Raw genomic sequence first — 19,903 nt, 5'->3', positions numbered from 1 at the left:
AGCGTGCTCCACGCCGAGGTTTTTCCGGAGGTCATCCGGCGGGCGCGACGCATCAATGTGGGGGAAGGGCATCTGCTCTACATCGAGGAGCGCGGCGCAGCCGATGGGCTGCCTGTGCTCTTTCTCCATGGTGGCCCGGGCAGTGGTTGTTCGTCGGCGCAGCGCCAGCTCTTTGAAGGGCTGCGTTATCGCGTGATTTTTGTCGATCAGCGCGGGGCCGGTGCAAGTCTGCCGCAAGGCGATTTGCTCGATAACACCACGCAGCATCTGATCGCCGATCTGGAAACCATCCGCGAGGTGCTGGGCATCGAGCGCTGGGTGGTCTTTGGCGGTTCCTGGGGGTGTGTGCTCGGGCTGGCCTATGCCCAGTGTTGCCCGGAGCGGGTTCTGGGGCTGGTCTTGCGCGGGATCTTTCTCGGCTCACGGGAGGAAATTGCCGAGTACGTGCGCGGCTTTCTCGCCTGGGAGGGCGCGCAGGCCTTGGGGGCAGCGGGGCTGAGCTGGGTCGATTTTGTCCATTGCATCCTGTTTGGCGAAACCGAGCAGGCCTTGCTGGGCGCCCGGGCCTGGCTCGATTACGAGGCCCATCTGATGGGGGAGGCCCCGCTCGCCGCCGTACCCGATGCCCGCCAATGGGCGAAGGTCCGTATCCAGATGCATTACCTCAGTCAGGATTGCTTTCTGGCACCGGGGCGCTTGCTGGCCGGGGTGCCGACGATCCGCCATCTGCCGGGCGTGATCGTGCAGGGCGGGCAGGACCCGGTCTGTCCGCCGCAGCATGCGCAGACCTTGCATCGGGCCTGGCCGGAGGCGGTCTGGATGCCGGTGGCCGAAGGCGGGCACGGCGGTCTGACCCCCGCGATCCGGCAGGCGACGCTGGCGGGGCTGGCCTGGATTGCCGAGGTGGCTGAGGCGATGCGCTGAGGTCAGGGCCGGTGGTTGGGGCCGGTGGTTGGGGCTGCTGCCAGCAGGCTTGAGAGCGTGTGCTGAGCCCGGCTCCAGAAAATCATGAGCGCTTCTTCCTGATTCTGCGGGCGCGTGCAGCGGGTAAGGGCGGCACACTCGCCTGACCATGCCATCAGGAGCGCGCCATGCTGCCTCAGACCGAATTGACCGTACCGCAAGGGGCGCCCCTGTGGGTGGCGGCCGAACTGACCTATCGTTGCCCCCTGAAATGTCCGTGGTGCAACAATCCGCTCGACTTTGACGACTACACCGCGCGAGAACTCTGTACCTCGGAATGGAAGCGGACCTTGCGCCAGGCCCGCGATCTGGGCGCCGTCCAGCTTGGCTTTACCGGCGGAGAACCGCTGCTGCGCGACGATCTGGAAGAACTGGTCGCCTACGCCAACGAGATCGGCTTTTACACCAATCTGATCACCTCCGGCATCGGCCTGACGGTCGACCGCCTGCACGCCCTCAAAACCGCCGGGCTCAAGCATGTGCAACTCTCCGTCCAGGCCATGCGGCCCGAACTCACCGATGCCCTGGTCGGCGCACGCGCGCATGGCCTCAAGATGGAGGCGGCCCGCCTGATCAAGGAGGCGGGTTTTCCGATGGTGCTCAATGTGCCGGTATTCCGGCAGAACATCGCTGAGGCCGACGCCCTGATCGCCTGGGCCGCGTCGCTCGGCATCGAGTACATCGAGTTTGCCAACATCCAGTATTACAACTGGGCCTTGAGCAATCGCGACGAACTGATGCCGACCCTGGCCGAATTGAAGGAAGCCGAGGCCGTCGTCAATCGCTGGCGGGCCAAGCTGGGCAAGGCGATGACCATTTATTTCGTGATTCCGGATTACTACGAAGGGCGCCCCAAGGCCTGCATGAACGGGTGGGGCAGCATCCACCTGACCCTGGCGCCGGATGGGGTGGCCATGCCCTGCCAGGAAGCGCGGGTGATTCCCGGACTACAGTTCGACTCAGTGCGCGACAAAACCCTCGCCTGGATCTGGCAGGACTCGCCGCTGTTCCGCAAATACCGGGGGCTCGACTGGTTGCCCGAGCCCTGTGCCTCCTGTTCCGAGAAAACCCGGGATTTCGGTGGCTGCCGTTGTCAGGCGCTGTTATTGACCGGTGACGCCAATGCCACCGACCCGGCCTGCAGCCGCTCGCCCCACCACCATCTGGTGCAGGCGGCGCGGGCCACGGCTGCACAGCCGCTGCGCTTTCACAAACCCTTGATCCGGCGTACGGCGCAGGCTGTCAGCACGGCCTTTCTGAATACCTAGGGGACGCCATGGAAATCCTTGTTTTGGGCAGTGCCGCCGGCGGCGGTTTCCCGCAGTGGAACTGCAATTGCCGCAATTGCAGCGGTGTGCGTACCGGCCAGGTGCGGGCGCAGGCCCGTACCCAGTCCTCGATTGCCGTCCGTGCTGATGGCGGTGACTGGCTGCTCTTCAACGCCTCGCCCGACATCCTGAGCCAGATCCGGGCTGCGCCCGATTTGCAGCCGGCGCGCCAGTTGCGCGACAGCGGCATTGCGGCGGTGCTGCTGATGGATGCCCAGATTGATCATGTGACCGGCCTCTTCATGCTGCGCGAGCGGGGGGCACCGCTCCCCGTGTGGTGCACCGACCAGGTGGCGGAGGACCTGCAGACCGGCAATCCGGTCTTCAGGGTTTTAGGGCACTTTTGTGGTGTCGACCGTCGGCGCATCGTGCCCGGCGAGCCCTTCTGCGTGCCGCAGGTGCCGGGGCTGCGCCTGACGCCGGTTGCCTTGTCGAGCAAGGCACCGCCGTATTCACCGCACCGTGATGCCCCTCACCCCGGCGACAACATCGGCATGCTGATCGAGGATGCTCAGGGTCACCGGGTCTTCTATGCGCCCGGCCTGGGCGCCATCGAGCCGCAGGTGGCGGCCTGTTTTGATGCCGCCGACGGCCTCATGCTCGATGGCACCTTCTGGCGCGACGACGAAATGATCGCGCTTGGCATTTCCGGCAAAAGCGCTCGCGACATCGGGCATCTGCCCCAATCCGGGCCGGGCGGCATGATCGACTCCCTGGCGCGCTGGCCGGGCAAGCGCCGGGTGCTCATTCACATCAACAACACCAATCCGATCCTCGATGAGGATTCCCCCGAACGCGCACAACTGGACGAGGCCGGCATCGAAGTGGCTTACGACGGCATGCGCCTGCATTTTGGAGACTGAGATGAACACCGCCTGCGCCACGCCCTGGAGCGATGCCGAATTTGAAGCCCGCCTGCGCGCCATGGGCGCGAGCTACCACATCCATCATCCGTTCCAGGTGATGATGCGCGAAGGTAAGTCCACCCGCGCCCAGATTCAGGCCTGGGTCGCCAATCGCTATTACTACCAGGTCAATATCCCGATCAAGGACGCCGCCATCATGGCCAATTGCCCGGATCGCGAAGTCCGCCGCCATTGGGTGCAGCGCATCCTCGATCATGATGGCTTTGCCGGCGAGGAGGGCGGTATCGAAGCCTGGATCCGGCTGGGTGAGGCCGTTGGCCTGAGCCGGGCCGAAATCGTCTCGCAGGAACATGTGCTCCCCGGCGTCCGCTTTGCCGTCGATGCCTACGTCAACTTTGCCCGCCAGCGTCCCTGGCAGGAAGCCGCCGCCGCCTCCCTGACCGAACTCTTTGCCCCGACCATCCACCAATCCCGCCTCGACAACTGGCCGCAGCACTATCCCTGGATCGAGGCCGAAGGCTACGACTACTTCCGTCGCCGCCTGAGCGAAGCCCCGCGTGATGTCGTGCATGGCCTGCGCATCACGCTCGGCCACTTCACCACCCGCGACATGCAGGAAAAGGCCCTCGCCATCCTGCAAACCAAGCTCGACATCCTGTGGTCCCTGCTCGACGCCCTGCTGCTGGCCCATTGCCCGATCCAGATCGAAGGCTGGGGCGCCTACACCCGGATGCCGCGTAGTGGGTGAGGGGAGCGGAACCCAATTGCATTTGATCTGACGGGGGGGCTGCTATCGGCCAAGAGCAGTAGTTTGCGTTAGGCAGCAAGCGGCCGTCCCGCTCTAAAAGTAGCCGGAGAACCAATTCGTGCTACTCGGTCGAAGCAGGCCTCGGGAGTCTGGCCAGAATCAGGCAGCTATGAGCCCATTCCCTGCCGTTCTGCCCGGAAATGCACTCAACGGTCGCTATCTAATCCGGTGAAGGCGTCCTCCTCGCCCAAAGCTGCCCTCTGGCAGCCAGCCTGATTCCGGTGACAATGCGTCAGTTAACTGCCCGCTTGGGCATCTATTTTGGTCACCGGCTAGCTGTGTTATCAGTTCAAGAGTGCAACGCTGCACCCTCGAATTGAATTCATCCCAATCTCGGTTGCGGCAAGATTGGAACAGCATAATTCCTGCTTAATTCACGTTTAAGTTTCGGCTTCTAGTCTTCCATCTAAATCAAACCTGATGGAGAAGTTCATGAAGTTCCATTTCCCTCTTTTCGTCGGTCTCGTCACGCTTGCCGCAGGCGCGGCCTACGCTGAAACCCCGTTGGATTTCCTGAATACCTACCAGGCCGAAGCGCGGCGTGCCGATCCCGGCTTTGCTGCTTCTGCACCTCGAGGCCAGCAGTTTTTCAGGCGAACCGGCAACCAGGATTGGAGTTGCTCCACCTGCCATACCGAAAACCCGCTGGCCATGGGCAAGCATGCCACCACAGGCAAGATCATCGACCCCTTGGCGCCAGCAGCCAACGACAAGCGGTTCACGCGTCAGGACAAGGTTGAAAAATGGTTCAAGCGCAATTGCAACGACGTCGTCGGCCGCCAATGCACGCCTGCGGAAAAGAGCGATGTCATCGCCTACCTGATCTCGGCAAAGCGTTAAGGAGATTCATCATGAAACTACGTAGATTGGGCTTGACTGCGGTGACGATGCTGCTGGCGCTGCATCTCGGTCCTTCTCTGGCCGGTGAACAGAAAAACTACTCCCTGACTGCAAGCTACAAGGAGGAGTGCGGCAGCTGCCATGTTCCTTATCCACCGCAGCTGCTCCCGGCGGACTCTTGGCGCTCGCTGATGGGCGGGCTGGATAAGCACTTCGGCAGCAACGCCACGCTCGAAGCGTCGGTGGCCAAGGAAATCACCCAGTTCCTGGTGGTCAATGCCGGGCGTAGCGGGCAAAGCCAGGCGGTCGGCGCCAAGGCGCCGACGCTGCGCATTACCGAAACGGCCTGGTTCAAGCGTGAGCACCGTGACGGTCATGATGGACTGTCGGCATCGGTCTGGCAGTCGGCTGCCGTGAAGACGCCGGCCAATTGCGCGGCCTGCCACCGCGAGGCTGGGGAGGGCAACTACAGTGAGCGCGGGATTCGTATTCCCCGTTCGAAATAAGGAAGGAAGATCATGAACCACGACACCCCCGCCTCCCAAGGGCTGTCCCTTCGCTCGGTCAAGGTCTGGGACATTCCGACCCGAGTCTTCCATTGGCTGCTGGCCTTCTCGTTTTCGGCCGCTTATCTCACTTCCGAGTCCGAACGCTATCGCGACTGGCACGTGATGTTCGGCTATACCGTGGCCGCCCTGATTGTCTTCCGCCTGATTTGGGGGATTGCCGGTACGCGGTATGCCCGTTTTTCTTCCTTTATCTTCTCGCCGTCCCGCGTACTCGAATATTTGCGCTCCTTGCTGAGCAGCAGCCCGAAACACTATCTCGGCCACAACCCGGCCGGGGCCGTGGCAATCTTCCTGCTGCTGGGCCTTTCCATGCTGACGGCATGCAGCGGGTTCGCCACTTATCAGGAGATCGGCGGGGAATGGGTGGAAGAACTCCACGAAGGCTGCGCGGCAACGATGCTGGCCGTAGTAGCGGGGCATATCGTCGGTGTCGTCATGAGCAGTCTGTTGCATCGCGAGAACCTGGTCCGCTCGATGTTTTCGGGCAATAAATCCGGGCCAGCCGATCAGGCAATACGCAAAACCCGCCCGCTGGTAGGCATAATTCTGTTGGTTGCCGTTCTGGGCTTCTGGAGTGCTGACCGATTCGGCTGGTTGCCTGTGTCTTCCGACGTCGCGGTAACGCAGCAGCATAATCGGCACGATCACGATTGAAGAAATAATCGATGCGACTACTGATCGTCGAAGATGACCATCTGTTGGGAGATGCCATTCAGGCCGGTCTGACCCAGGCCGGTTTCGCGGTGGATTGGGTATGCGACGGGCTGGCTGCCGAAAATGCTCTGACTGGCCAGCTGGGCTGTGATTACGCGGCGATGGTGCTGGATCTTGGTCTGCCGCGCCGTGATGGCCTGACGGTTCTGAAAGGGATACGGCAACGCGGCTGTGCCTTGCCTGTCCTTATCCTGACGGCTCGCGACACCATCGAGGATCGTATTCTGGGACTCGATACCGGGGCTGACGACTATCTCCTGAAACCGTTCGACATGGGGGAGTTGCAGGCCCGCCTGCGTGCGTTGATTCGCCGTACCGAGGGAAAAGCGACGCCAAGGCTTGAAGTTTCGGGGATCGTGCTTGACCCGGCGGCCCATACGGTCAGCGTGGATGGGCATCCCATCGATTTGACGGCCAAGGAGTTTGCGCTGCTCCATGCCCTGATGCTGAATACAGGGCGCGTGCTTTCCCGTCAGCAGCTCGAACAGCATCTCTACAGCTGGAACGACGAAACAGGCAGCAATACCATTGAGGTTTATGTCCATCACCTGCGCCGGAAACTTGGCCGCGACCTCATCCGCAACATGCGCGGCATCGGCTACCTGATTGAAAAGGAGTGAGAGCCGGATGCTGACCGCTTCCCTGAAGGTACGCCTCACTCTGGCTGTCAGCGTTCTGGTTGGCCTGCTCTGGCTTATCGCTGCTGGGGCCACCTGGCTTGAGGCACGACACGAAGCGGAGGAGTTATTCGACGCTCACCTGATCCAGGCGGCCTCGCTGCTGATTGCGCAAACCAATGGCGAGCTGGACGATGAGGACGACGACAGCTTCGAGGAAAGTCATGCCCCCGAACTGCATCGCTATGCGCGGCGTGTCGCCTTCCAGGTCTGGCTCGACGACCGTTTGCGACTGCACTCGGCCAACGCGCCTGATACCCCGCTGAGTGCCAAACGGGAAGGTTTATCCGACAGTGTGGTCGATGGGGAGCGCTGGCGGGTGTTTTCCGCGTGGAACGACCGGCGCCAGGTGCTCGTGCAAGTGGGTGAGCGGATTGGTGCGCGCGATCACATGGCGCGTGCGGTGGCCGGCGGTTTGCTCAAGCCGCTGTTGATTGCGTTGCCATTGGTGGCGCTCTTCATCTGGCTGGCGGTTCGCCACGGTGTGCGTCCGCTGGAACGCGTGGCTGCCGAAGTCGAGCAGCGTTCACCGGAACATCTGGCCCAGCTACCAACCAACGACCTGCCGAGTGAAGTGCTGCCTCTGGTGGAAAGACTGAATACCTTGTTCGGCCGCGTTGCCCGGAGTTTCGAACAGGAGCGCCGGTTCACCGCAGATGCCGCTCATGAACTGCGTACGCCGCTGGCCGGATTACGTGCCCAGGCCCAAGTTGCCCTCGGCGCCACCGAGGATGCTGCGCGTCGCCATGCCCTGGCCAACGTGTTGCAGGGTTGCGACCGCATGACTCATCTGGTCGAGCAGCTACTATTGCTGGCTCGGGTCGATGCGACGGGACCGGGCGATTTAGTCGAGCTGGATTTCGCTGAACTTGTTCGGGAAGTGGTTGGGCAATTGGTGACGCAGGCGATTAACAAGGATATCGATATCGAACTGGCAGCCGAGGCGGGGGGGGCGCTACGGGGCAATTCGGCCTGGCTGTCCATCCTGGTCCGCAACCTGGTGGATAACGCCATCCGCTATACGCCGAGAAATGGCCGGATTCGCGTTGTGATTGAGCCTGTTAATGCGGCGGTAAGCTTGGTGGTGGAAGATGACGGCCCAGGTGTGACCGAGGAAGAGTTATCCCGCCTAGGTCAAAGATTCTGGCGTAGCCAGGAGTCAGGGCAGAATTCATCGGCCGCCGGGGGGAGCGGCCTAGGGCTGTCGATTGTTCGACGAATCGCTGAACTGCACGGTGGATGGGTCAAGTATTCGAGTAACAAGGCATCGCCGACCGGTAGCGGGATGAGAATTCAGGTCAAGTTCCCCAAAAATGGGACTATCCAAGGAAATGAATCGCTCCTGAAAAATCCCGATGCCCTTCGGGCGTTTGAGTGAGATTCTGCACAAGGATACCTGGACCCATTGTGACCCGAAGGTGCAGGTCTCTCTTTTGGCGGACGGCCTACCCGTGAGAATTCGGGTTGAATGGCCAGAGTATTCAGTAGCCTGCACTCAGAAAATTGAAGTGACGAATGTCTCGTTTGGGTCGGTAGCGTTCATTGTCGGAGGCCGCAGCGACCTTCGGTTTTGGCCGAAGCGTTCACGTTGAGCAAAAGCCCTCAATATCGGTGTTGCCCGGTCAAATGCCTTCCCCGAATTTTTGATGCCACGCGCCTCATGATTTTCATGAGGCGCTTTTGGCAAATCCCCGGATGCCGGGTCCTTGGGGGCTGCGAATAATGTGTTTCAGGGACGGCGTGGTGCCGTACCGATCTAAAAGGAGACACATCATGAACTGGCAAACCCCGGCTTACTGCGAAATCCGCCTCGGCTTCGAAGTCACGGCTTACGTCTACGTACGTTGATGACCCGGCGGCGCCCGGATGCCTGAACCCTTCTGCGCGCTGCCCGACCGATCATGACCAGCCTGTCGCCGATCCCGCAGTTGGGCCCCCATCATGTTTTCCGGTGGGAGGCGGCCCAGCACGCTCACATCCTGCTCTATCCCGAGGGGATGGTGAAACTCAACCCCGCTGCCGCCGAGATTCTCCTGCGTTGCGATGGTCGGCGCACGGTTGCGCAGATCATCGACGATCTGGATGCTGCCTTTCCGGGTAACCGGGCGGCCATCGAACGGGATACCCAAGCTTTTATCGTGACCGCCCATGACAAGGGCTGGTTGCGTCTCTGATACAGAAAACCCCATCATGAATTTCCGCCTTGCTCCCCTTGCCGCCGCCATCGCCACGCTCTCGGGCCATGCCCTGGCGGCCGATGTGACCCTCGATCCGGTGGCCGTCACCGGCAGCCGCATCGAACAGCGCAGCTTCGATCTGCCAGCAGCCATTGATGTGGTGACGCGTGAGCGGATTGGTGCCGATCAGCCGCGCGTCAATGCGTCCGAAGCGCTGGCCAGCGTGCCGGGCATCACCGCGTTGAATCGCCAGAATTACGCGCAGGACCTGCAACTCTCCTCGCGCGGTTTTGGCGCGCGCGCTGCGTTTGGCGTGCGCGGCATCCGCCTGATCGCCGATGGTATTCCCGCCTCCATGCCGGATGGTCAGGGGCAGGCCGCCACCTTCAATCTGGATCGGGCTGAGCGTATCGAAGTGTTGCGCGGGCCCTTGTCGTCGGTCTACGGCAACCATGCCGGGGGCGTCATCCAGCTGTTTACCGAGGAAGGACACGGTCGACCGGTGGTGGAGGGCAATTTTAGCGCGGGCAGCGATGCGACCTGGAAGGCCGACATGTCGGCCAAGGGGGAAGCGGGTGGGGTCGGGTATGTGATCGACACCTCCCGCTTCGTGACCGATGGATATCGCCAGAATAGTCATGCGGAGCGGGATCAGAGCCAGGTCAAGCTGACCTTCCAGCCCAGCCAGGACGGCAAGCTCAACGTGATTGCCTCGACCTTCCGTCAGGAAGCCCAGGACCCGCTCGGGCAGACCTGGAGCGGTTATCGTGCCGACCCGCGCAGCGTGGCGCAGGCCGCGCTCGACTACAACACGCGCAAGACCATCGAACAGACTCAGGGCGGGCTGACCTACGAGCATCGCTTCGGCGAGCACAGCGTGCAGCTCTCGGCCTATGTCGGGCAGCGGTCGACCACCCAGTACCAGTCGATTCCCAAGTCGGTTCAGGGCAATGTCAAACACAGCGGCGGCGTGATCGACTTTGACCGCGATTACGGCGGTGCTTCGGCCCGCTGGATCGGGCGCTTCGATCTCGCCGGCGGGCGGCTGACCACCACGCTCGGGACCGACTACGAAACCGCCCGCGATGACCGGCGCGGCTACGAAAACTATGTCGGCAACACGCTCGGCGTGCAGGGCGCCTTGCGCCGCAACGAACTCGATACCGTCACCAGTTTCGATCAATACGCCCAGGCCGAGTGGGCGCGGGGCGACTGGCAGTTCAACGGCGGCCTGCGGCGCAGCCATGTCAGCTTCAAGGTCGATGACCGCTATCTGAGCAATGGCAACGACGGCGGGCGGGTGGAATATAACAAGACGACGCCGACCGTCGGCGCCTTGTATCGCCTGACCCCGGCCGTGAATGTCTATGCCAGCGCGGCACGCGGTTTCGAGGCGCCGAGTTTTGGCGAACTTTTCTATTCCGGTCCGGGCGGGACTTTCAGTTACAGCCTGAAGCCGGCCCAGAGCACGCATCTGGAAACCGGTCTGAAAGCCTATGTCGGGGCAGACAGCCGGATGGACCTGGCACTTTTCCAGATCGATACGCGTGACGAACTGGTGGTCGACAGCAGCAGCGGTGGCCGCACGAGCTACCGCAATGCCGGCCGTACCCAGCGTCGCGGTCTGGAACTGGGGCTGGACAGCCGCTGGCAGGGCGGGCTTTCCAGCCGCCTTGCCTACACCTACCTCGACGCGCGCTATGACGAAGCCTTCACCACTTCAGGCGGCACCGTGGTCAGCGCCGGCAAGCGCCTGCCCGGCATTGCCGAGCACAATCTGTATGCCGACCTGACCTGGCGCCATGCCCCGAGCGGCTTCTACGCCGGCGTCGAAGGCCTGGTGCGGGGGCGCATGCAGGTTGAAGATACGAACACCCAGCAGGCAGCGCCGGGTTATGCCATCGCCAATCTGCGGGTCGGGGTGGAGCGCAGTTACGGCCCGCTGACGATGCGTACCTACGCCCGTCTGAACAACGTGTTCGACCGCCAGTATGTGGGTTCCGTGGTGGTGGGGGACAGCAATGGCCGCTATTACGAAGCCGCGCCGGGCCGCAACTGGCTGGCGGGCGTCTCGCTGCGTTATGCCTTCTGAGCGGGGGCTCGGGCAGCGGCTGGCCCGGTGCCTGTGCATCGGGCTGGTCGGGGCCTTGTTCGGCCTGAGCGCCCGGGCCGAGCCGCCATCGCTCGTGCAGCACTGGGTGAGCGGCCATGCTTACAGTGTCGTGCGGGCCGCCGTGATCGAAGCGATCGAAGGCGAAGGGCTGGTACCCAGCCCGCCGCTTGATTTTGCCGACATGCTGCGGCGCACCGGACCGGCGCTTGGGCGTTCGCAGCTCCCCGTTGAACGCGCCGAGATTCTGCAGTTCTGCAGTGCCCGACTGGCCTGGCAACTGCTCGAAGAGTCGCCGGCACAGCTGGCGTTTTGCCCGTTGTCGATCGCGATCAGCCAGCCGCAGGGTGAGTCGCGCATCCTGCTCAGCTGGCGCCAGCCGACCGGGCACACGCCCGGACAACAGGGGGTGCAGGCGCTGTTTTCACACCTGCTGTCGCGCATTCGCGCCGAGTTGCCCTGAACCGGGGGCTGTCCCCGTGCTGGCCTTTGCCCGATATCATGGCGTCCGGTAGATCAAGACGGCAGACTGTGCCGTGACATGAACGGATCGGGAGCAACGCGTGAAACCTATTCTCAAACCCTGCCTGGGCTTCCTGGCGGCATGGCTGATGCTGGCTGATGGCCAGGCGGCCGAGGTGGCCGTGGCGGTTGCTTCCAATTTCACCGCACCCATGCAGCGCATTGCAGCGGATTTCGAGCGCGATACCGGGCACAAAGCCACCTTGTCCTTCGGTGCAACGGGCAAGTTCTACGCCCAAATCAGCCATGGCGCACCGTTCGAGGTCTTGTTGTCGGCGGATGATGAAACGCCTGCCCGTCTGGAAAATGAAGGCCACGCCGTCAAAGGCTCGCGCTTTACCTACGCCATCGGGCGTCTGGTCTTGTGGTCGCCGCAGCCTGGCCGCGTGGATGCGCAGGGGGCAGTACTGGCAAAAGCGGATTTCAACCGACTGGCCATCGCCAATCCCAAAACTGCGCCCTATGGTGCGGCTGCCATTGAAGCCTTGACCCAGCTCGGCGAGCTGACGCGCCTGCAAGGCCGTTTTGTGCAAGGGGAAAACATTGCCCAGACGCATCAGTTTGTCATTAGCGGCAATGCAGAGCTCGGCTTTGTCGCACGTTCGCAGGTCTTCAAGGATGGCCAGTTGACGGGCGGTTCGGCCTGGATCGTACCGGCCAAACTGCACAGCCCGATCCGGCAGGATGCCGTGATCCTCAACAAGGGACGCGCCAATCCGGCGGCCGAGGCGTTGATGCAGTATCTGCGGGGCGACAAGGCGAAGGCAGCCTTGCGCGCCTTTGGCTATGAATACTGAGGCGCTCACGCGTTAAGATGGCGTTTTTGCGGCCCAGCGCCGCGCTGCCGGACCGCTCTCCATGCCCGATGCCCGCCAGCCCATGGTCGCCGCCATTCTGCCCGGCGAGACGGATGGCTACGATGACCTGCTGCTCCAGCTTGCCGCAGACCTGCGCCAACAAGGTTGGCGCGTGCGCGGCCTGGTGCAGCGGCGTTGCCCGGAGGAAGGCAGCTGCCGTCTGGCCCTGATCGACCTCGATCAGGGCGTCGTCCATGAAATCACGCAAGATTTGGGCAGCGGCGCCAGCGCCTGTGCGCTCGATGTCCAGGTGATGGCCGACCTTTCCGGCATCCTGCGGCGCATCGCCCGGGAGGGTGCCGACCTGGTTATGGTCAACCGCTTCGGCAAGCTGGAATCCACGGGCGAGGGCTTTGCTGCCGAAATGCTGGCACTCATGAGCCAGGGCATCCCTGTGCTGACAGTCGTCCAGGCAGCCTATCAACCTGCCTGGGAAACCTTTACCGGCGGTCTGGCCCAGACCCTGCCGGCAGAGCGCGCGGCGATTGAGGGCTGGTGCAGGCAGGCGATGACTGTCGGTTGATCTGCTGGATTGAGACAGCTGCGGTCAGATTGAACACAGCATCGATACCTGGTCTTCACGATGTTTTTGCACGGCGTATGGCGTGCTCCGGGCATCGGGGTATAGTGGTATCAGGCATTACTCTGACCATTCACGGCTTTTTCCGGAGGCTGTTTGAATCAGATCTGTTTCGAGCCCACCCCGTCATACCCGGAGATCTGCGGCACGCTTCGTCTTTGGGTCGCAGCCGGTGTCTGGGTCTGCGCCTCGCCGGCCTGGTCCCAGACCTTGTCGCCGGTTGCCTATTCAGGGTCGCTCTACGGGGAACTCACCTCATTAGGCACGCTGGGCGGGGCTGCCAGTCTGGCCAATGCCGTTTCCAGTGATGGCAGCGTACTGGTCGGTTATGCCAAAAATGCGGGTGCAGATAACCGGGCTTTCCGGTGGACGGCAGCGACCGGGCTTCAGGATCTCGGAACGCTGGGCGGCGCAACCAGTACGGCGCTCAACGTTACGCCTGATGGGCAGGTGATTGTCGGCTCTGCGTCAACCCCGACACAGAACCATGCTTTCCGCTGGACAGCCTTGACCGGCATGATCGATCTGGGAACGCTGGGAGGAACGGCCAGCACGGCGCACGATGTCTCGTCGGATGGGGCGGTGGTGGTCGGGTGGGCCAGTAATGCCGGTGGCACGATCAGGGCGGTCCGTTGGACGACGAACGATCAGTGGCAGACCACGAACAAACTTGATCTGGGGACCTTGCCCGGCGGTTCAACGGCCTGGGCCAGAGCAGTTTCGGCAGATGGCAGCGTGGTTGTCGGCTTTTCCAGCAAAACAGGCTCAACCTCCCAGGCGGTGCGCTGGACCTCCAACGATCAGTGGGTCACGACGATCAAAACGGACTTGGGTTCGCTGGGGGGGGCTCAGAGCGATGCCTGGGCAGTGTCTGCCGATGGTACGGCGATTGCCGGTGCGGCATACATCAATGGTAGCGCGCAGCGTGCTTTTCGCTGGACAGCTGCGAGCGGCATGGTCAATCTGGGGCGACTTGGCAACGACAGCAACAGCCAGGCCTGGGGAATATCAGAGGATGGCAGGGTCGTGGTCGGCTGGTCGGGCTCGGGCGTGTTTGGAACAACCCGAGGTTTTCGCTGGACGGCACAAACCGGGATGCAGACCGTCGAGGATTGGTTGCGCGCCGGTGGTGTGGCGGTTGCCGCTGACCTGACCAGATACGCGACGGCAACCAACGCGGATGGCTCCGTGGTTGTCGGGCAAACACAAGGGAATGCGGCCTTCATCGCGCGCTTGTCTCCGATCGGGAGCGGCTTGGTCAGCGTGGCCGATTTGCAAGCCAGCCTGAACACGGTACAGCGTGCATGGGGCATGGTGAATATGGGGACGGACCTCATTCTGCAGGGACTACATGGCCAGCCGCTGGATTATCGGATTCATGCCGGGAAATACGCGACATGGGTTGCCGGTGACTGGGGGGTAAATGAGCAGGCCTCCCGGAGCAGTAAGCTGACTCTGAGGGAGTTTGGCGGCGGGGTTGTCATCCCCTGGGGGCAAATCAATATCGGGGTTGGGCAGGTGTCGACCCGCCAGCCTGCCATTTCGTCGGATCGCCTGACGACGGATGGCAACTACGTGTTTGCGGAGATGCTGGTTAGCATGCCGGCCCAGATTTGGGCGAGCTTGGCGGGGTTCGCCTATCGGGGCGATGCACTCATCGAGCGAAGCTACCTGAATGCCGGGGTGCCGGGCGCTTCTATCGGGCAACCTGCACTCCGGACGAGCGCAGTGCGCGCACGGTTGGAGTGGGATCGGGGTTGGCAATTTGCCAGGCAATCATTGTCGCCATATCTGGAGCTGGGCCTGAGCCAAACGAAACTTCAGGCCTATTCCGAGTCTGGGGGAGGGTTTCCTGCCAGGTTTGACGGGTTTTCTCAGCGGGATCTGGATGCCCGGTTGGGTCTGCGCTATGCCTGGCTATGGCAGCCCGGGTGGAAATTGCAAGGTATTGTTGAGCATGTGCACCGCTTTCGCCGACACGGTCCTGACATGTCGGGCGGGCTCATCGGGCTATTTGATTTTGCATTGCCCGGGTTGGAGCAAAAACAGGATTGGCTGCGTGCCGGTCTCGGCTTCGAGTGCCAGCAAGGCCCCGTCACGGCAAACGTGATGCTCAATATGGCAAGCCCGAAGGGGGCCAGCAATGCATGGCTGAATGCTCGCCTCAGCATTGCTTTTTGAATCGTTTCGGGCGCTTTATCGCCTACTTGAACCGCAGCAGCATCAGATGCCGCCCGGCCAGATGGCTGCCGCGGATGTCTTTGAAACCGAGTTCGCGATAGCGCTTGGTGCGTTGCGTCGAGACCAGGACCCGGCCGTGCGGGAAATGCTGTTTCAGCCAGTCCAGACGTGCCTGGATCAGGGCGCGGCCGATGCCTTTGCCCCGCCGGTCAGGCCGGACGGCGGAGAGATAGAGCAGGTGGGTGTTCGAGGCCCAGTCGGCTGCCTTGATGCCGCCGATGCCGACCACTTCGCCCGCTTCCATGGCAATGAAAAAACGACGGTAGTAGGCGGGATCGCGTTGCGTCAGTTCGGCGACGACGCGTTGCTTGTCGTAGCGGACCGGATCGGCGAAGGCGGTGACGATCAGGTTGGCACAGGCGTCGACAAGCAGGTCGCCGTCCTGATCGAGTACATCGAGGCGCAGCTTGCCCATGGGCGTCTCCGTGACAGGGGGAGACGGGCAGCATGCGGTGCCCAGGTTGCAGGCAGATGACGGGGGCCGCCTTCAGTGTGACGACCAGGTCGAACTGCGCCAGCCCATGCCGTGCGGGCGCAGGGTCGGGACAATTTGCGGCGGGCGGGTGAATTCCGCCGGGCCGCTGATCGTTTTCATCCCCTGCGGTCGACCTGTTCCGGCAGGGATAAATGCCGGTTCGCTCCGCGCTTTCTGGACGTAGCGGAAGACGGTCTGGATGGTGCTGCCGCGTTGGCTCTTGCGGGCGCTGTCGAGCAGGATGCGCTCGCCGCGGGCGAGCACGTCGGCCCCGTTTTCGACGAGCACGCGGATCATCTCGTCCTGGCCGCTTTCAATGGCACGGAAGAGCAGTTCACTGTCGTCGCGTGCCGGATCAGCCCCGGCCAGCATGGCGCCGAGGGCAATCCTCACCTTGCCGCTCCGCACCGACCACTCAAGACCCTGGGCCGGATTGGTGGCATGGGCATGGATGCCGAAAATGTCATAGACCAGATCGCGCCAGCCCCGCTTGAAGGCCATGCGCAGCGCGTGCTCGTTGCTGTTGATGTCGATGCCGGAAAAATGGAGGTAGAAGGCCGTCACCGGGTGGTTGTGGCAGAGCGCGAGGTAGTAGGGAAAGTCTTCGTCGCAGTGCAGGTCCGCGCCGAAGGTCACCAGATCGACCACACCCTGAACCTTGCCGGCCGCCGAGGCGGCTTCGAGCGAGATGCCCGTGTCGAGAAAGGCGAATTCGCCGTGTTCGCGCTTGTTGAAGAAATAGCGCAGCAGGCGCCGGTGCCCGCAGAAGGCGGAGAGGGTCATGGCGTTTTGCAGCGCCTGTTCGCCAAAACAGCCGCTTTCGGCGTGTACGCGGACCGCCGGCAGGTTGTTGGCACGAATGGCGGCGATGAAGGTCTTGTTATCGACAGCAAGCTTGCGCGTCAGCATAAAACCTCCCGGAAATCATGCGTGAAGGGCTGGATGCTTCTCCCGGCGGCGTGGGCGCCGATGTTTCGACAGGCGGGTGCGAGTCCCTATCCTAGACCGATTGGTGGCAATTGCAACCGTGCCGAGGGGGCGAACAATCCGCACCGCCAGACGGGTCAGGCTGCGTTCAGTGCGGGGATCGGCTGCTCGGTCTGAGCGACAATTTCGATACGATTGCGGCCGCGATGCTTGGCTTGGTACATCGCCACGTCGGCACGGTGCAGTACGCTTTCCGGTGTTTCGCCGGGGCAGGCGAGGGTGAGGCCGAGGCTGATCGTGAGCGGAATGGTGCCGGAGGCAGTCGGGACCGGACAGCTTTCCACGGTGCTGCGCAGGCGCTCGGCGACGGTGCGTGCTACCTGAAGGTCCGCATCGTTCAGAAACACCGCGAATTCTTCGCCACCCAGGCGGCCCAGGATGTCTTCGTGGCGCAGGCAATGGGTCACGATATCGACAAAGTGACGTAGCGCCTCATCCCCTTGCTTGTGTCCCCAGCGGTCATTGATCGACTTGAAGTGATCCAGATCGATCAGCATCACGGCCAAGGGCTGCTGTTGCCGCTCGTTGCGACTCAGTGCCTTGTCGAGCAGCGTGAGGAAGGAGCGCCGGTTGAAGACGCTGGTCAGCGGGTCGCGTTCAGCCAGTCGCCGCCATTTGCTGGTGGTGTACTCGGTGGTCACCATCAGGATGCCGAAGGCGATCAGGGTCAGGGCCAGTGTCGATTCCAGCAGGACGAACTGGGACATGTTGAACTGGTTGTTCGCCGAGAACATGCCGGTGCCGCCCAAGGGAAAAACGAAGGGGCGTGCGATCAGGAAGAGGGCATGAACACCCATGACCACGGCGAGAAAGGTGCGCCCCGGGTAATTCTTGAAGCCAAAGCGCCCGAGTGCATGCGCGCTGCCGAGGAAGAACAGCGCATTGATCAGGCTGGGGACCAAGAAGCGCGCATTCGGGTTGTCGATGATTGCCGAGAAATAGAGGGTGGCACACAACAGAATGCCGTACAGCGCGAGCGGCAGGGCATATCCTGGCGGTGCCGCACCGACGTGCGTGCGTGCCCCGACAAAGGTCAGGCAGCCGATCATGAACATCAGGGTTTGCAGCAGGAGCAGCATCAGCGGCATGGCGGCCGATGTCTCGTCCAGCATGCGCATCAGCATGACTGCGCAGAGCAGAAAACCGGCCACAAACGAGCATGCCCACGACTTCAGGCCGGGAATATGTCGGTTGTAAAGCCACATGGCACCCATCACGAGGCTGATGATGCCCATCAGCAGGGTCGCCATGATCAGCAGTGTGGGGCTGTGCAAGATGAATTGCCTTTTCTCTGCAGGGAGGGCTCAACGGGCCACCCATTTGTAATACCTTAAATCTTATCGTTTTTCCCCGGGATTGTGTGACAGTGTAAAAACTTTTGTCATAGTCGTGCTGGCGATGGCGCAGGAGGGGCATGAAGGTTTGCCGCAAGGCGGCGCTCTCCGGCTAGAATCGCTCCCCTGTTTTGTCTGTTTTACTGGAGCAATTTGTATGTCTGGTCACGGTTTTCACGTTCACGGTCCGCACGATCACGAGGTCGAGCATGTTGCACAGCACGGTGGTGACAATTTCACCTCGCGCGTGGCGGTTCTGACCGCCATCATTTCGACGGTGGGCGCCATTTTTGGCTACATGGGCGGGCATTCCCAGAACGCCGCCCTGCTGCTCAAGAACGAAGCGGCGATCCACAAGACCTCGGCCTCCAATCAGTGGAACTACTATCAGGCCAAGAGCAACAAGCAGAATCTGGCCGAGCTCTCCGTCACGCTGACCAGCGGCGAAGCGCAGGAGAAGTTCAAGCAGGCGGTCGAGCGCTACAAGAAGGAAAAAGAAGAGATCAAGGTCGAGGCGGACCGCCTGGAAGCCATGGCCAAGGCCTCGGACGAAAAGAGCGAGCAGGAAATGCACGTGCATGAGCGCTGGGCGCTGGCCACGACGCTGCTCCAGATCGCCATCGCCATGTCGGCCATTGCCCTGCTGACCCGCAAGCGCTGGCTGATCGGCGCCGTCTATGCCGCCACGGGGGCCGGGGTCGTGGTCGGTGCGCTGGGCTACCTGCATCTCTGACCGTCACGAGCATGAAGCCCCGCCTTGCTGACCGCCTCTTGCGCGCCCTGTGTTGTGGCGGGCTGTTTGCCGTGCTGGCACTTAGCGGTGCGCAGGCCGACACCTGCCGGGTGGCCTTCGATGTCGGTTCATCCGGGGTGCGGGCCGGTAGTCAGGGGCAGGCCGCCGGGGGGCGGGTCAATATCGACTATCTGGCACCACTCTGGGCCGGACGCGGCCTGGCCGAAACCGTGGCGCCCACCTCCCAGGCTTTCACGGCGCTCCCTCCGGCTGGGACCGAGTCCTGTGCCCGGGTGGCCGGCGGCTATTCCGCCTGGCGGCTCGCCCTGGAAACCCGGCGTCAGGAGACCGTGGCTGTGCTGCGCCAGTTACAGGCCGAGAGCGGGGTGGCCCTGCTGGTCATTCCGCAGGCGGTGGAAGGGCGCTATGGCGTGGTCGGCGCCCGCGCCGCGCTGGGGCCACAATTGAACACCACGCATATTCTGGACATCGGGGGCGGCAGCCTGCAGATCGCCGGCGAGCGTCACACCTATGGCGAGGCCCTCGGGCAGAAGGTCTGGCATCGTCTGTTATGCCAGGCCCTGCGTAATGCCGAAATCGAGCACTGTACGCTGCAGCCGCTCTCCGATACCGATCTCGCACTGGCCCGTCAGCTCGCGGCCAGCCGCCTGCAAGGCGTGGCGCGCGCGCTGCCGGAGCCGGTCACGATGACGGCGATCAGCCGCCCCGTGACGCGTGGTGTGCAGCCGGCCGTGCAACGCCTGCTCGGCCGCGCACCGGGGCAGGCACTGCGCAGGACCGATCTCTCGGCCGCGATTCAGGTCTTGGCGCCGCTGACCTTGAGCGAGACTGAAAAACACATCATGCCGGCGGTCGACCGTGTCCAGACCCTGTTTTCCGACATGCTCCTCGTCGAAGGGCTGCTCCATGCGACAGCCAATGAGGCCCTGCAGGTCAGCGAGCTGGACATGACCAATGTGCCCGGGATGCTGGCGGACGACCGGGCCTATGCCTGGGCTGGGCGCTATGATTGCTATCTGGCGCGCGTCGAGCGTACCGGGGAGGCTGCGTACTGGAGCGATCCGGCCACGTGTGCCGAACCGGCGACGGTGCGCCATTAAC

20 protein-coding genes are annotated in these 19,903 nt (G+C 62.6%); 17 read left to right on the top strand and 3 right to left on the bottom strand.

Annotation, left to right across the window (positions count from 1 at the left end):
* The first annotated feature begins 3 nt into the window (after positions 1-3).
* The 15 genes from AACO21_RS04270 to AACO21_RS04200 all read left to right on the top strand — a co-directional run bounded on the left by AACO21_RS04270 (position 4) and on the right by AACO21_RS04200 (position 15,192).
* On the top strand, positions 4-924 hold the full coding sequence (locus AACO21_RS04270; RefSeq protein ID WP_346191251.1) for an alpha/beta fold hydrolase: 921 nt from the start codon (positions 4-6) through the stop codon (positions 922-924).
* Between the two features lie 167 nt (positions 925-1,091).
* A complete protein-coding gene (pqqE, locus tag AACO21_RS04265) occupies positions 1,092-2,231 on the top strand; it encodes a pyrroloquinoline quinone biosynthesis protein PqqE (RefSeq protein ID WP_346191250.1) in 1,140 nt (379 codons plus the stop codon).
* An 8-nt stretch (positions 2,232-2,239) separates the two neighbouring features.
* Complete coding sequence (gene pqqB, locus AACO21_RS04260; protein WP_346191249.1) at positions 2,240-3,154, top strand: pyrroloquinoline quinone biosynthesis protein PqqB; 915 nt, start codon at positions 2,240-2,242, stop codon at positions 3,152-3,154.
* 1 nt (position 3,155) lies between these two features.
* Positions 3,156-3,905, top strand: coding sequence for a pyrroloquinoline-quinone synthase PqqC (gene pqqC / locus AACO21_RS04255; protein ID WP_346191248.1), 750 nt, complete (start codon positions 3,156-3,158; stop codon positions 3,903-3,905).
* Positions 3,906-4,397: 492 nt separating this feature from the next.
* A complete protein-coding gene (locus AACO21_RS04250; RefSeq protein ID WP_346191247.1) occupies positions 4,398-4,805 on the top strand; it encodes a DUF1924 domain-containing protein in 408 nt (135 codons plus the stop codon).
* A gap of 11 nt (positions 4,806-4,816) precedes the next feature.
* Positions 4,817-5,311 (top strand): diheme cytochrome c, encoded by a 495-nt coding sequence (locus AACO21_RS04245; RefSeq protein ID WP_346191246.1) that lies wholly within the window; start codon positions 4,817-4,819, stop codon positions 5,309-5,311.
* A gap of 12 nt (positions 5,312-5,323) precedes the next feature.
* The gene (locus AACO21_RS04240) at positions 5,324-6,028 is read left to right on the top strand and encodes a cytochrome b/b6 domain-containing protein (RefSeq protein ID WP_346191245.1); all 705 of its coding nucleotides are present in this window, start codon (positions 5,324-5,326) and stop codon (positions 6,026-6,028) included.
* An 11-nt stretch (positions 6,029-6,039) separates the two neighbouring features.
* A complete protein-coding gene (locus tag AACO21_RS04235; RefSeq protein ID WP_346191243.1) occupies positions 6,040-6,708 on the top strand; it encodes a response regulator in 669 nt (222 codons plus the stop codon).
* Positions 6,709-6,715: 7 nt separating this feature from the next.
* Positions 6,716-8,143, top strand: coding sequence for an ATP-binding protein (locus tag AACO21_RS04230; protein WP_346191242.1), 1,428 nt, complete (start codon positions 6,716-6,718; stop codon positions 8,141-8,143).
* A gap of 523 nt (positions 8,144-8,666) precedes the next feature.
* Positions 8,667-8,939, top strand: a complete 273-nt coding sequence (gene pqqD, locus AACO21_RS04225; protein ID WP_346191241.1) for a pyrroloquinoline quinone biosynthesis peptide chaperone PqqD — start codon at positions 8,667-8,669, stop codon at positions 8,937-8,939.
* 16 nt (positions 8,940-8,955) lie between these two features.
* Positions 8,956-11,034, top strand: coding sequence for a TonB-dependent receptor (locus AACO21_RS04220; RefSeq protein ID WP_346191240.1), 2,079 nt, complete (start codon positions 8,956-8,958; stop codon positions 11,032-11,034).
* A complete protein-coding gene (locus AACO21_RS04215) occupies positions 11,024-11,515 on the top strand; it encodes a DUF302 domain-containing protein (RefSeq protein WP_346191239.1) in 492 nt (163 codons plus the stop codon). Before AACO21_RS04220 ends, AACO21_RS04215 begins: the two co-directional genes overlap by 11 nt.
* Before the next feature lie 148 nt (positions 11,516-11,663).
* Positions 11,664-12,371 carry a molybdate ABC transporter substrate-binding protein gene (modA, locus tag AACO21_RS04210; RefSeq protein WP_346191423.1) on the top strand — a complete coding sequence of 236 codons (708 nt, stop codon included), beginning with the start codon at positions 11,664-11,666 and terminating at the stop codon, positions 12,369-12,371.
* A gap of 61 nt (positions 12,372-12,432) precedes the next feature.
* Positions 12,433-12,954, top strand: a complete 522-nt coding sequence (locus tag AACO21_RS04205) for a DUF2478 domain-containing protein (RefSeq protein ID WP_346191238.1) — start codon at positions 12,433-12,435, stop codon at positions 12,952-12,954.
* 267 nt (positions 12,955-13,221) lie between these two features.
* Positions 13,222-15,192 (top strand): autotransporter domain-containing protein, encoded by a 1,971-nt coding sequence (locus tag AACO21_RS04200; RefSeq protein WP_346191237.1) that lies wholly within the window; start codon positions 13,222-13,224, stop codon positions 15,190-15,192.
* 22 nt (positions 15,193-15,214) lie between these two features.
* On the opposite strand, the gene AACO21_RS04195 is transcribed toward AACO21_RS04200, so the two are convergent.
* The 3 genes from AACO21_RS04195 to AACO21_RS04185 all read right to left on the bottom strand — a co-directional run bounded on the left by AACO21_RS04195 (position 15,215) and on the right by AACO21_RS04185 (position 17,988).
* The gene (locus tag AACO21_RS04195) at positions 15,215-15,667 is read right to left on the bottom strand and encodes a GNAT family N-acetyltransferase (protein WP_346191236.1); all 453 of its coding nucleotides are present in this window, start codon (positions 15,665-15,667) and stop codon (positions 15,215-15,217) included.
* 72 nt (positions 15,668-15,739) lie between these two features.
* Complete coding sequence (locus AACO21_RS04190; RefSeq protein WP_346191235.1) at positions 15,740-16,636, bottom strand: hypothetical protein; 897 nt, start codon at positions 16,634-16,636, stop codon at positions 15,740-15,742.
* A gap of 155 nt (positions 16,637-16,791) precedes the next feature.
* Positions 16,792-17,988, bottom strand: a complete 1,197-nt coding sequence (locus AACO21_RS04185; protein ID WP_346191234.1) for a GGDEF domain-containing protein — start codon at positions 17,986-17,988, stop codon at positions 16,792-16,794.
* A 217-nt stretch (positions 17,989-18,205) separates the two neighbouring features.
* Here AACO21_RS04185 and AACO21_RS04180 point away from each other — a divergent pair, with 217 nt between their 5' ends.
* Positions 18,206-18,781 (top strand): DUF4337 domain-containing protein, encoded by a 576-nt coding sequence (locus AACO21_RS04180; RefSeq protein WP_346191233.1) that lies wholly within the window; start codon positions 18,206-18,208, stop codon positions 18,779-18,781.
* Positions 18,782-18,792: 11 nt separating this feature from the next.
* A complete protein-coding gene (locus tag AACO21_RS04175; protein ID WP_346191232.1) occupies positions 18,793-19,902 on the top strand; it encodes a hypothetical protein in 1,110 nt (369 codons plus the stop codon).
* Position 19,903: the final 1 nt, after the last annotated feature.

This window comes from Dechloromonas sp. ZS-1, from assembly GCF_039649255.1.
Classification (GTDB): Bacteria; Pseudomonadota; Gammaproteobacteria; order Burkholderiales; family Rhodocyclaceae; genus Azonexus.
This window is presented reverse-complemented; position numbering and strand designations above follow the sequence as displayed.